Source organism: Paenibacillus sp. GQ49, assembly GCF_059759055.1.
Genome location: NZ_JCAXEL010000003.1, coordinates 1 through 13,843, shown reverse-complemented (window position 1 = coordinate 13,843; position 13,843 = coordinate 1). Strand labels below are relative to the sequence as shown.

General features: G+C 48.6%; 10 protein-coding genes. 2 read left to right on the top strand and 8 right to left on the bottom strand.

Annotation, left to right across the window (positions count from 1 at the left end):
* The first annotated feature begins 26 nt into the window (after nt 1–26).
* Complete coding sequence (locus AC6CIF_RS07235; protein WP_498198757.1) at nt 27–545, top strand: cupin domain-containing protein; 519 nt, start codon at nt 27–29, stop codon at nt 543–545.
* Nucleotides 546–821: 276 nt separating this feature from the next.
* Here AC6CIF_RS07235 and AC6CIF_RS07230 read toward each other — a convergent pair whose 3' ends face one another.
* From AC6CIF_RS07230 to AC6CIF_RS07195, 8 genes are all read right to left on the bottom strand, one after another.
* Nucleotides 822–1,901 (bottom strand): DUF1835 domain-containing protein, encoded by a 1,080-nt coding sequence (locus AC6CIF_RS07230; protein WP_498198755.1) that lies wholly within the window; start codon nt 1,899–1,901, stop codon nt 822–824.
* 63 nt (nt 1,902–1,964) lie between these two features.
* A complete protein-coding gene (locus tag AC6CIF_RS07225) occupies nt 1,965–2,624 on the bottom strand; it encodes a TVP38/TMEM64 family protein (protein ID WP_315372540.1) in 660 nt (219 codons plus the stop codon).
* A 269-nt stretch (nt 2,625–2,893) separates the two neighbouring features.
* Nucleotides 2,894–4,537: an HNH endonuclease gene (locus tag AC6CIF_RS07220; RefSeq protein WP_498198753.1), complete on the bottom strand. Its 1,644-nt coding sequence runs from the start codon at nt 4,535–4,537 to the stop codon at nt 2,894–2,896.
* A gap of 380 nt (nt 4,538–4,917) precedes the next feature.
* Nucleotides 4,918–6,093, bottom strand: a complete 1,176-nt coding sequence (locus AC6CIF_RS07215; protein ID WP_339306157.1) for an acyltransferase — start codon at nt 6,091–6,093, stop codon at nt 4,918–4,920.
* A 281-nt stretch (nt 6,094–6,374) separates the two neighbouring features.
* On the bottom strand, nt 6,375–7,721 hold the full coding sequence (locus tag AC6CIF_RS07210) for a cryptochrome/photolyase family protein (protein WP_498198750.1): 1,347 nt from the start codon (nt 7,719–7,721) through the stop codon (nt 6,375–6,377).
* A 35-nt stretch (nt 7,722–7,756) separates the two neighbouring features.
* Nucleotides 7,757–8,920 carry a response regulator gene (locus tag AC6CIF_RS07205; RefSeq protein WP_076213972.1) on the bottom strand — a complete coding sequence of 388 codons (1,164 nt, stop codon included), beginning with the start codon at nt 8,918–8,920 and terminating at the stop codon, nt 7,757–7,759.
* Between the two features lie 99 nt (nt 8,921–9,019).
* On the bottom strand, nt 9,020–12,115 hold the full coding sequence (locus tag AC6CIF_RS07200; RefSeq protein WP_498198748.1) for a hybrid sensor histidine kinase/response regulator: 3,096 nt from the start codon (nt 12,113–12,115) through the stop codon (nt 9,020–9,022).
* Between the two features lie 240 nt (nt 12,116–12,355).
* Nucleotides 12,356–12,784, bottom strand: a complete 429-nt coding sequence (locus tag AC6CIF_RS07195; RefSeq protein ID WP_076213967.1) for an SRPBCC family protein — start codon at nt 12,782–12,784, stop codon at nt 12,356–12,358.
* A 227-nt stretch (nt 12,785–13,011) separates the two neighbouring features.
* Between AC6CIF_RS07195 and AC6CIF_RS07190 the strand changes: the two genes are divergently transcribed.
* Nucleotides 13,012–13,779 (top strand): class I SAM-dependent methyltransferase, encoded by a 768-nt coding sequence (locus AC6CIF_RS07190; protein WP_498198746.1) that lies wholly within the window; start codon nt 13,012–13,014, stop codon nt 13,777–13,779.
* Nucleotides 13,780–13,843: the final 64 nt, after the last annotated feature.

The window sequence follows — 13,843 nt, the reverse complement described above, 5'->3', positions numbered from 1 at the left end:
GGTAATTTATAGTGAGGTGATGTGAGATGAACGAACGGAAAAAGGACATAGAGACGTTATTCTTTCAGGATGACGGTGTAATTCCCAATCATCCGACCCTGCCTGTGCTTTTGTATAAGAATGTATGGGCTGAAGAGGCTCTTCATGCAGAATCGTTGCTGAACCGTAACGGATGGGGAAATAGCTGGTTGAATGGTGTGTTCAATTATCATCATTATCATAGTAATGCTCATGAGGCTCTTGCTGTGGTGAGTGGATTCGTGAAACTGATTTTAGGCGGAGAAAACGGTCAGAAAGTTTACCTTCAAACAGGCGACGTTGTCGTTCTTCCTGCTGGAACAGGGCATAAACGTCTGGAGTCCAGCACTGATTTTCGTATTGCCGGAGCTTATCCGGGCGGCATGAGTTACAACACACGCACAGGTGAAGAAGACGATCGTGCCAAGGCTCTTCAGGAAATCCGAGAGGTTCCGATCCCGGATACCGATCCGGTCTATGGGCAGCACGGACCGTTACTAGAAATCTGGAATGGGAAGAAATCATAATAGATATGGAGATAATCAAGAAGCATGTTATTGGACAATGCACAAGCGAAGCTGGTTCGGTACTTAACGAGAAAAATAGACTGTTCCCCGGACAAGTAGAAGTTACTCACCGGTGGAACAGTCTATTTAAGTGTTAAATCTGAACAGGTGGTAACGGAGGCACTTCGTGATCATCTTCCTATATGGGCAAGGAACTGCTCAAATCTTCCGTCTTATTTCAAATTTTGTGATCTCGTCGCTTGTTTTTCTATCCATGCGTTTCAGCCTTAGTCCCTTTCAGCGCTCGGTAAGCCGAATACTGTAATACCTCATTGCAAGTGGCTTTCCATCCATTTCAAGTTGGCCTTGCAGCACCAGTTGCCGTAGACGGTACTCCACGAACGCATCACTTATATGCTGGCTACTTGTACCAATCACTTCACCCACAATACGAGCTGCTCGGATATACTTGCCTGGCTCCCAGTTCGGTGTCAGCTCCCTCACCTTCTGCATAATGTACTCGTCCAACGCATCTTCAGTTAAGCTCCGAATCACGCCATTCTCCATCATACGTAATAGCCCAGGCTGTACCGAAAGTTCCAGCCAATCCTGCTCCAGTTGGCGGCGCTCTTGCTTGGACAGTGGCTCTTGCTCAGAGCAAACGTGCCACATCGCCAGAAGCTTTTGCGGAAGAATCTCGCCTGTGTGGAGCACATCGTATTGAACGTCAGGTCTATCAAATAATTGCTTATATAAGCCACTCGTCTCGATAAGATATATGGGGCTCTCGCTGTTCCGCAATAGATACAGGGCGTAGAGCAGTCCCGTCTTCTCCCGTGCATTATTCGCATACCAGATAATGATCGACGTCTTGGAATCAAAGGACTGTATTGTGGCGTTGAGCTCAAATAATGATTCCAGTTCATGCATGCCATATGCCTCACGGTCATTGAGACACATTCGTTCGGTCAGCCAGAGATGCCTGCGTTGCAAGTCTGCACGCCGGGTCAGATCACCCAACGGCCCTACCGCATAATTATCATCTATAGAGAAAAAACTCCGTTTTTCCTGATCAGGCAATGTACTCATTCCCATTTTCAGACTACTTAGAGGTGATTCTCCAAACGTAATATGAATTTCATTTGGCTTGTCGACCTCGGCGAGAGCTTGTTGTTCCAGACGACCCAGATCAAATGGGGTATCCATATTACGAAACAGTGACTGTACCGCTTCCGCAAAATCCACCTTTTCGCCTTGCTCTTCCTGCCGCTTGACCACATGTCCTGACTTCATATAGAGCACACGCAGTACTGAACGAAGTTCATCTTCACTCATACGATTTATCGTTCGGCTGAATGCATAGATATTATCATTCATGCTAGGTCCTCCTTCGAGCTAACGAGATTACTGACATCCTATATCTGCTCACTGATAATTCTTTTAAGAGGAAATCGATTTTCCAGTTGGTTGATTCAGATCATGCAGATCTTCTCCATCTGACGATGACCGGGTAAAGTGTCGCTCCAGTTTGCGGCTTGCCCACAGGGATACCGCAATAAACAGCAATACGCCTACCCAGCGTACAGGGTGCTCCAGAAATTGTTCCACATTGGAGCCGATATACGTAACTGAGAAGATCATTATCGCTTTGCCACAACCTACCGCAAGCAGGAAGGATAACAATCGCATTCGCGCGATACCTGCCGCCACGTTAATAATGACAAACGGACCTACCGGGAAGATACTCAGCAGAAAAACATAACTGAATGCATTCCTTCGAATCCATACCATGCTGCGTTGCACACGAGGTTTGCGTGCCCATCGTTCCACAAAAGCGGATTTCCCGATCTCTCGTACGATCAGGAACGTAACGGTACAACCGAGCACCATGCCAATCCATGAATATATAAATCCTGCCCACAGACCATATACTGCACCGTTCACGCCTACAATTAATAGCGTCGGAAGTGGCGGTACAAATGATTTCATAAACGTAAGCAAAATTCCCGGTAACGGGCCCAGGGAGCGAAACTTCTCCAGCCAGAAACGAATATTTTCTTCCGTAATATATGACATAATGTCCAATGCTGCCGGGGTCATCTGCATCCATCCAATCTATACATTCTAAGTTCTCAGGCTTGATGTTCACTATACATTTCATCATTCTTATGGATGATGAGGCTTCTTTAGCAACTCCCTCCCAGTATAACGTACATCTTCGATGAACACCGATGTCAATTTGAAGAAATTATTGCACGGCAAACTCACTTCCCACCCCAATCAAAATTAAATCAAAAAAAGCACACCTTGACCTCTGTGGTCTTGGTGTGCTCTTTATATCAAAACCCCGATTCCATCTTCGGGGGTATTTATCCTTCTTCCAGCTGCGCTTCCTGCATGGCCAGTTCAATCAACTCTGCCTGATGTGCAGCATTCCATTCGGGAATACCGGAACGCATGAACTCTTCGGCATCCATCGCTGCTTTGGACTGGTTGCACAGATTGCAGGCGCAGACACAGTTGAGCGGGGTGGTATGTCCACCTTTGGCACGCGGCAGCAGATGGTCAATCGTATCTCCATACGATCCACAGAAGTGACAGGTGTAGTGATCCCGGGTCAGTATATACCGTTTGAAATCCTTGTTGCTGAACAATCGGCGAATCGTGTACCGATTGACCACCACAGCGGCTTTTTCCTTCACCAGTGTGACTGCAAGCTCCATGTCCACTTCCTGATGCCATCGTCTGCCCTTGTCCGTCTTGCCTCGCATCCGTACCATTCCTTGCCGGTTGGTCCGGAGCGAAGCCGGATCCTCCGGGTCAATGGCTACCGGGGCCGATGGGGTCTGGCGGCGGGGACGGCCATCCGTGCCAGCCCCGTGACTGCGGCTGGCGTGCGCGGGTCGCTGCCCGGATGCACCGCGGGCAGCGTCTTCGCCGCTCGCCTTGGGCGCACGCTCCTTGCGCGCCTGGCGCGGCTTGGACCCTGGCGAGCCAGGCTGGCGCACGGGCGCAGGAGGCCCTGCCTCCGCAGCATCCCCCGGCGCTTGCCCGGGCTCGCGACTGGTGGCGGCAGGCTGTGCCTCCGCCGCCGTAGGTGCAGCGACCGTGGTGGCATCGCCACGGTCGCTCAGGGCCGGCGCATGGGCCTCAGCAGCTACGCTGCGGGCCTGCCCTGCGCCGGGCGCGAGCGCGGCAGCACGCTTGCGGCGCCGCTTGCGCTTGCGTTTGGCTGCGGTCGGTTGATCCGCAGCCATGGGCTCTGCTGCCGGGCCTTGCGGCTCAGCCGGCAGCAGAGCTTGGTGGGCCGCCGCGGTCTGCTCGGCGGCCTGCACTGCAGCGGTTGCTCGCGCGCCAGCCCGCTGTGCAGTGCCCTTATCATTCGCAGCAGCATGCCCCTGCGAATGCCCTTCTACCCCACGCCAGCGCTCACCTGGCTGTGGCTCATCTCCTACCTCACCTGCCGAGCCATCCTGCTCCAGACTCGTCTCTCTCAGCTCATTGCCCGTTATGCTCTCTGAACGCTTGCTCTTCCTCCGTCTTCTCCTCTTCTTCCGAATACCCGAAGAAGAGGGTGAGGAAGTCACCAAGTCAGCATGTTCATCGTCATTCGAAGATGACGAGCCTGCTGACGGTTGAGACACCAAAATTTTTTCAGACTCAGACACCGTAGCAGATCCCTGCTCCATACCATGGGAGGTATGACTTGCCTCATTTCTTGCAGATGCAGAGGGTCTGGCAGTAACAGCACGTGTCTCCAAGCCATCCCGTTGACGCTCCATCCGTTCATTCGTTCGCCCGCTCACACTTGAACCTGCCTCGTGGTCAGCCTGTCCACCAAGCTGGCGACAGCTACGGCAGGCTCCCCGCCTGGCTCCGGGACCTGCCCGCTTTCCGGTTCTGCGCCGGAATTCGGACATTGGCCGCTGTTGTCCGCAATACATACACGTTTTGCTCAGTCGCGCTTCTTGTTCCGTCTTTCCTTGCCGGAAAGGGGCTGGACCCGTCTCCATGTTGTCACCTCGGTTCCGTATGAATCCGGTTTCTTTCTATTGTATCACATCTGCTCGTGAACACCCTCATGGCCATAGGCCTGATAATCTTTCGAGTTGTACTCCTGTGTCTGTTCACTGCATTCGTGAAGAATGTGTTCCACATATTCCAATATATCCTGCATCGGTCTCCCGCATTTTTCGCATGTTGTCATTATATTCACCTTAATCCTGTTATCCATAATGTATTATCGTTCCGCCTTATGATTACCCCTTATACATGAAAAAGAAACACTCGTTCCCCACATCTAGCATATCTATATAGACGAAAAAACCGCTCCCCGCTCTCCCCTAAGGTCGACCAAGAAACGGTTTATTATTCCTCTAATTGGAAATGTATCTTAACGTACGTCCAATTGTCCCGAGTTCTGTTGTGGCGCGAGACGTGGTTTCGGTTTTGGCAGATTGCCAAAGATGACCCATGCATATGGAACGAACCTTGCCGTCAATCCAACGACAATCCACGAAGCGATCAGAGCTACACCGAATCCTCCGGCATACCACAGATGCACTAACCAGGAAACACCTGTTTGCGGTGGAAATTCACGATACACCAGCAGGAAGAAGGGATGAATCAGGTAGATGCCAAAGGACAATGCCCCCAGCCGATTCAGCGGCTTGACGATCAGTGATGGTCCTTTGCGATAGAGCAGATAAGCGACCTGGATAAGTACCAGCGCACAAGCAAAGGTATGCACATTCCAGAAGAATTCATACCACAGTGTGTTGTACGTTGCGATCTTCAGACGCAGCAGATAATAGATATACACATGGCCAAGTCCGGCAATGATCCATACCGCCCAGAGCAGAATCCATGAAGCTACGCGTCCTTTGGTGGCATTGGCCCGACTGATGACAAACCATTGCTTGATTTTAGGGAAATACACCCCGATAAAAGCACCCAGCATGAAATAGGAGAAGTACGAGAACGCCCAGCTTCCCTTGTTGGGTACCTGGAATCCATATTTATTACTTACGATGAATGCCCATTGAATCAATAGTCCAATCGGAACAGACCATTTCACCACAGAAGGATATTTCTTAAGCAACCATAACACCAATGGGAATAATAGATAAAATTGCATGTTAATAAACACAAAGTACAGATGGGTATAGGCCTTGCCCGTAAACAATTTCGTGATAAAACTTACTGCCGATTCGCCGAAAGGTCGGCCCTGATAATGTGTGAAATGCAGCAATACAAAATACATTAATGAAAACAGGAAGTATGGAAGCAAAATATACACAAATCTTTTCTTGTAGAAGTTACTCACGAGTTTCTTATCCAGCGGACGGGAATAATAGTTATAGAACAGTACAAAACTGCTCATAAAAATAAAGGTTGGCGTACCATATTTCATAAAGATATTAATAAAGTTGTACAGCCAGTAGTAGCCTGAACCTGTCATGTCCACCGTCGCATAGGACGTGGAATGCACGCACAGTACGCCGATAATTGCCATGGCACGCACCAGATTCAGCTCTGGAATTCGCTCTCTTTTCAGTGTTTCACTCATGTTTACGTTTCTCCTTAATGTGTTCGTCAATATGTCAGATATGACTTAATACAATAAAGCTCTCTATCTATTAAAAGCCATAATGCTTAAGATGGATAGTCCATTTTCTTAACAATTCCTAAATTTTCAACACATTTCACACTATTTTCATGTCTATATATGTAAAAAAGACCGCGAGTACACGGTCTGTGGAACATCCTGCTCTCAACCAAATGAATATTGGATCAACCGGATGAGAATGGTAAATTTGGGTTTGGGCATGATCACGCCCCTGACTGAGTCTACTTCCCACGACTCGCCAGAATCTGTTTATACACGTCAATCGCTGCCTGTCTCGATGCCTTCAGATCAACAATGGCATCCTTGCGCGGCTGATGGATGTCCTTGCTATGCAGATCCTTCAATTCAGGCAACCACTTGCGAATATAATCACCTTGCGGATCATACTTCTCGGATTGCGTTACTGGATTGTTCACGCGAAAATACGGAGCCGCATTCTCCCCAAGCGAGGCACACCATAACCAGTTACCACGGTTTTGAATGTTATCATAGTCACGCAGCTTGCGCCTGAAATAAGCTTCGCCCAAGGTGAATGGGCATTGCAGGTTTTTGGTGAGAAACATCGCCGTGAGAATCCGCAGCCGGTTTGGCATATGTCCGGTTTCATTCAGTTCCGTCATCGCTGCATCAATAATCGGAATGCCTGTCTCCGCCTTGCACCACCGTTCAAAGTGATCATCATGGAGAGCCGAGAGATCGTACACCTTTTCATATGTAAAATAGTGACTCTCATAGACCGCTCGATACAGATAGAAGTCGCGGAAGCACAACTGCCTGATCCATTCCCCAGCCTCAGCCGTGCGACTCGCCGCATCATACATTTTGCGAATGGATACAGCCCCCACAGCTACGTAAGAACTGAGATGACTTGGCTCGTACGCCTCATATTCATCCCGATGATCCCCATATTCAGCAATTCGATCCGACAAAAATTGATCCAACAGCAGATGTGGGTCCTCGTCATTCGAAAGACTGCCCTCCAGCAACTCTGGAGGTACCTGCATTGCATCCGGCCATTCAATCTGACGATCACTCACCTTCAACGCTGCAACCGTTGTTGCCGAAGGAGGGTTGGGATGTTCATTCATGAATTCCACCCACCGCCGATGAAAAGCCGCAAATACTTTATAAGGCTCCGACTTGCCTGTAAAATTGGAAAATCCATTCAGATCCATCAGCAGATGATCCGTCAGTTGTGTGAACGAAACCTCGTGCGCCTCACTAACTTTGCGTATGGCCCTTTCCCGCTCGATTGCATATGGCGTCATGTCCCGATGGACCACAATCTCGTTAATCTCACCTTCGAATTCGTTCAGGATGAAATCAACCACTTCAGCCGGTTTGCCATAAGCAACATGCAGTTTTCGTTTGGCTTCAAGATACTGTCTGCCTAATTCCGCTGCGTGCTGCCTGAAATTCACACCGCTGTGTTCCTTCTCTCGGCCTTGCCGCAGGAGGAATGAATCATAGATGAGAACATGCACACTCTCTTCCTGGTGTTCCCGCAAATAATCGAATGCGGCCAAATCATCCGTACGCAAATCTTTGCGGTGTATGAATAGCTTCATGCTCACCCTCCTGTCTGAACTTACATTACATACGTTTATTTATCCGTCAGGTTCTGATATAACCTGCTTGTTTCGGGCTCCGGCTGATATCCCAGATCCTCATTTAATGTCAATGTAAATGAACGATATAAACGAAGTATGCCTTGCTGATCATCCATGGATGCATACACTTCCATCATGAGTCGGCAGATCTCTTCCGAATAAGGCTCCCGTTCCTGCAATATCGTTAATTGCTCAATCGCTTCCTTGCCACGACCATGCTCCATATCCCATCTCGCGATATCCATAACCAGCGCTGTATACTTGCGTCTGAGTTCCCTTGCTTTGGCCTGTGCCCAATGATAATCATGCTCTTCCAGATAATCGCCACGATAAAGCGGAATCATATGTCTCAAGTCTTCAACATTGTCTGATGTGATGACGTTGTAGACCATGGCTTTTTCAAATTGATCCACATCACTTACCAGATTGCCTGATAACAGACGATAGCGGTTCATATTGTACTCAAGCTTGCCTGTCATGTTCCATTCCTTAAGCAGCTTTCGAATCTGGTACACGGAAGTATGTAGATGGGTTAATCCCTTTTCCTGGGAAACATCACCCCATAGCTTATCCAGCAGAATCTCCTTGCTTACCCATTCTTCCCTGTGATGAAACAAAAAAGCAAACAATTCCTGTGATTTGGTTGTACGCCACTTATGTTTCTTGGCTCCCTGATCCAAGCTTCTGTAGATATCCAGATGTTTGAACGTTAGCAGCCCCGGAACTTCAGTATCCAACTCCACAGATACAGGTTCCGATTCCTGCACCTCGGCGGTGGCTGCAACTTGGGAATTATGCGACATTATGCCCGCTACTCGATCAATGGTTTTGGCCAATCGGGCGGAACTTACCGGTTTCAGTACATAATCCAGTGCATGCAACTCAAATGCTTCCACTGCATGGTCCGCATAAGCCGTAACAAAGATGATACGAATACTCTGATCCAATTGCTGTATATATTCAGCCGCTTCCAGGCCATTCATCTCGGGCATTCCAATGTCCAAAAATACAACATCTACACGTTCCTTTGCCAGAAAATGAAGACCATCACGAGCTGTTGAAAAACATTGCACGGGTGTAATTCGTCCGTCCGTTCGTAGTAGTCGCTCCAGATGAAGCTGCGCTGGCTTCTCATCATCGATCACAATGGCTCTCACCGTTCTTTCAGCCTCCTGCCATGAAAGATTCAATAGGAATACCGATTTTATCGGCATCCGCTTATTAGTCTGTTAACCATAATTGCTTAACTCGGCACACTAATTGGAATAATCCACCTTTTGCACAGGGATACGGAATCGGATCTGCGTGCCTTTACCCACATGGCTATGAATCTCCAGTCCCTGACCATAGAGAGACATCAGGCGACGGTTTATATTTTGCAGCCCGACACCTCCCGGACCTTCGGTGCGCCCAGACTTGACCTGAGCCATACGCTCAGGAGGGATACCTACACCGTCATCCTGGACCTGGACGACTACATGCTCGCTCTCTTGGAAAATCCTAAGATGAACAGTCCCGCCGGCTGCCCGCTCCATCACGCCGTGGCGAATGGCATTCTCCACAAGGGGCTGAATACTGAGAGGTGGCAGATACAGATGCACGTCCGATTCCACCTCATACTCAACCACCAGCCTTTCCTCAAATCTCGCCTGTTCCAGATGCACATAAGACTCCACCAATTCCAGCTCTTTGGTCAAAGGAACAAGCTGCTCCCTGTTCTGGAAGTCAAAACTTCCGCGCAGGTAATGACTCAATTCAATCAGCAGATCGGTTGCTTTGTCCGGATTCACTGCACAGGTCGCGATAATGACATTGAGTGCATTATATAGAAAGTGTGGCTTGATCTGGGCCTGCAAAAAGGCCATTTCGGTCCGAATAGCCTCCTGCACAGAACTCCGCATCTCAATTAACGTCCGAACCCGGGCACGCAATTCACCGGCATCCACCGGTTTGCTCAGGAAGTCATTGGCTCCCGCCTGGAATCCGTGTTTGATATCCTCAGGCAACCCACGGGCGGTCAGCATCAGAATCGGTAACTCCGACAAGGAACTGTGCTCGCGCAGTTTGCGACATAACTCAAGCCCGGACATCTTAGGCATCATCCAGTCCGTAATAACAAGATCAATGGACGGGAACTCCTCACGGAGTTTCAATGCAGTGGACCCGCTGTCCGCTGCAATCACGCGATATCGTTCTGTCGACAATAGGTTGAGCAATACCTGTCGATTCACAGGGTCATCGTCTACAATCAGAATCGTATGCTCCGCTTCCGGAAGATCATCCGGCTCATCTGACTCTCTTGTCACAAGCTCCTTCGCCCCTGCCCCCTGTGCAGCAACATATCGGGCGGCAACTGGTTTCGAATGAGATTGCAACATAGGCAGCTTCATAACAGGCAGGGTGAAATGAAAGGTCGAACCTTGCCCCGGCGCCGATTCAACCCAGATCTCACCACCGCCAAGCTCAACGAGTTTTCGCGTAATACTCAGACCCAGTCCGGTTCCATTGCTTAATCGCTCGATCGTGCCGTTACTCTGCTCATACGCCTGGAAGATATCCTCCTGTTTGTCCAAGGCAATGCCTACCCCTGTATCAGCGACCGATACCTTCACCCAATCCCCCTCAACACTGGCGTACAATCGAATCTCACCCTGCTCAGTGTACTTATAGGCGTTACCCAGCAAGTTATACAGAACTTGCCTTAGGCGATCTTCATCTGCCTCAACAAGTGGCAACGACTGGGGCCATTGCTGAATCAATATAACCGGCTTATCCTCAAACGTGAAACCCGAGACTTCAACCACAGTATGAGCAACGGATTCCAGATCAACAGGTACCCGTTTCAACTCGATCTCACTATTTTTTAATTTGGAAAAATCCAAAATATCGTTAACCAGCAGTGAAAGGCGCTTGCCGGTTGAAGTAATCATGGAGAGATTTTTGGCTTGCTTGGGCGTGACTGCTCCAGCCGCCCCTTCCAGCATGGATTGCGCAATATTAATGATGCCATGGAGGGGAGTTCGCAGCTCATGAGACGTATTTGCCATGAACTCGTCCTTCAGGCTGTCGATGGCCAGCAAACGCTCTGACAGGGCTTCCACGTCTCGGAATGATTGTGCGAAGCGGATTGCGGTCACTATCATCTGGGCAAATACAAATAATAAAAGTTCAATCAGCGCAAAGAACGCTGTGTCTAGGGTAGTGAACGCACCAAGCGTATACAACACAACAACCATGAGTATGCTCATCATACTCACCAATGCAAAGTGGCTGTCATTCGGCCGGCCTTTCAACCAATAGAACATGGCTCGCAGCGTATACAACATGACAACAAGCGAGATCAGTAACATGGGAAGCTCAAGAGACGAGAAAAGCGTTGGAGGAAGCGTAATACCCACAATGGTCTGAGTAATGATTAGCACTACAGCCAGACGAACAAACCACTGATGAACTGCTCCTGGCACACGGGCATCCATATATCGAAGCAAAAAGTAATAGGCAAAGGCTGAACTAAGGAGCTGAATCCGAAGTATCTCATTATTGGTCAGGAACGGTACAAACGTACCCAGTAACTTCTCCCCATGTGTCAGAGCGTACACCGCACCAGAAAGGCTGAATAATCCGAGAAAACGAAGCTCCTTCTCCGTACGTCGTAATCTGAACAGAAGTAGGAAAAAGGCGGCTGGCAAGATAAAACCGAATAAGGCCATCAGATCCCTGAGCCAATCTTGTTGCTGGCTTTTCAGAATACTATGCTCGTCTCCAAACAAAATGGGCGCTACTATGCCCCCGGAAGAATAACTATAGTTTGATACCTGAATGATAATGTCAGCCGTGTTGCCCTCAATGGACGTGAATCCTGTAAAGGGCAGATTTAATTGTATATCTGTCGCCTTGGTCTTTCCTGGCAGACCTTTGCCGCCAACCTCTTTACCATCGATAAATACCCGGTGGGCCATGCGTATATTCTGTGTGCGTATACCATAATCATTTTTCATCGTCCGGGGTGTAAGTTGGACTTGCAAATGATAGGTTCCATACCCATGCGCCTGCCCCAAAGATTTGTTCCATCGGGCAGGAACTTGAGTGCCAGACGAAGCCGGCAAAGGCTTGCGACCGGATACACTTGCTTCAATATCTGCCGGACTCAGCAACTGCCCAGGGTAGAAATCCCAGACACCCTTTAGAGACGCTGCCCCCTTGCGATCAAAGTCCCATTCGGTCAGGTCAATTTTTCCATCCGCAGCCTGGGGGTTACTCCGCTCACTAATTAACGTCTGGGCGATCCAACCCAGCGGAACAATGACAATGCATATGAAACTTATGGTCAGCATAATCCAGTGTTTTCTCATCTATGTATTCCTTCCATTCACAATGGCGAGAGACGTCTAATTTTGTCGATTTATCACTATAATTCATGTTACACGTTTCTGGTGCTCACGGAAATAGTTTCCGTATCAAAATCGGTCAACTTCCTTATAATTTTAAGGATCTCTATCTGTTTTCGTCAGTTCTTGGTACACCAAAGAACCCTAGGCCGAATTTCACCGGAATGAACGGGCGAAATGACCTGGGGGTGATTGAATGAAGATTTATTTAACAACTTGGGCAAGCTTCTGAACGATTCCGGCCCATCCCTGTTCCATACGTTCGCGTACGATAGCGTGGGCCTGTCCAAACTCAGTCAGTTTATCCGCATCCCAACCGCTGTGAATCAGTGTGAAATCCGTACCTTCGGGCTGTTCATTCAGTTGGAACGTCAACGTCCAGTCCTTACCCCAGCGGAATGACAGCTTGTGCAGCGGATGAACTTCCGTCACCTGACATGGTGATTGGCCGAAGGGGCCTGCTTCCAATATAAACTCGTGACCTTCCACGGGTTCCAGATTGCCTGGCATGAACCAGGTTTTCAGTCCCTGCTCGGTCGAGACCATTTCCCACACCTTCTCTACAGGTGCATGAAGTACCAGTTCCTGCCGGATATCTGGCAGTGCGCTTGATGAATTTGATGATGAATCCATTCGAATCACCTCCTTATACATTTCATTTCGTATGACTACCCGAATAGAAGTTGACCTCCGCTTTATCCCCACCCTATAATTGGAACATATTCCATAAAAGGTGCGTGAATCCTATGATAGTCTGCTCTGAAAAATCCATTTCCAACCGTTGCCGGAAGGGATAATCTTAACGAGTTCCCTTTCACGTTTGCAATTCATTATATCAAAATGTGGGGGACACCTATACTATGTCATTCAGTTATTACGGTCCATTATGCACCGCCGTTTATGATCTAACAAAACCTGTGGGACACTCCTTGGGAGGAGACATTGAATTCTATGGCCATTATCTTCAGCGCTGCAAAGGACGTATCCTTGAAGCCATGTCGGGATCAGGCCGAGTGCTCATTCCTTTGCTTGAAGCAGGCTTGAAGGTGGATGGAATTGATTATTCAATGGATATGATTGACTCCTGCCGTTCTCGTTGTATGGAGCGAGCATTACCCATGCCTGAGCTGTTCGTTGCCGATCTGGAGAAGCTTGACCTTCCATATCGATACGAGGCAATTATCATTCCCGGAGGTTCTCTGCTCCTCATCCAAGACAGACAGGCGTCGATTAACGTATTACGTAATCTATTTCAGCATTTGGAACCTGGCGGCAAGCTCGTGTTTGATCTGTTTCTGCCCGATGTGACACAACCCTTTTCCGTAGAAACATCAACCGTTTCATTACCCGATGGTGATACGATCACGGTAGAAGTGAAAACCATTGAAGTGAACCTTCTTCAACAGTACAAAGTAAGTCTCATTCGCTATGAGCAATGGCATCAGGGTGCTCTTGTTGCTACGGAGCTGCAACAACTTACCCTACGTTGGTACGGCATAGAAGAGTTACGCCTAATTCTCGAACACATTGGTTTCTCCGATATTAAAGTGTACGCTGACTTTAACCCGAATCAGCCACCCACGCAGTCGAATCAAAAATTCGTATACGAAGCAACTAGAAGAGCGTAGTCATCCGTAATTGGATGGATATGCTGATGCTTCTCATCAAAGATAAGGCCACAGCATGAGGTTT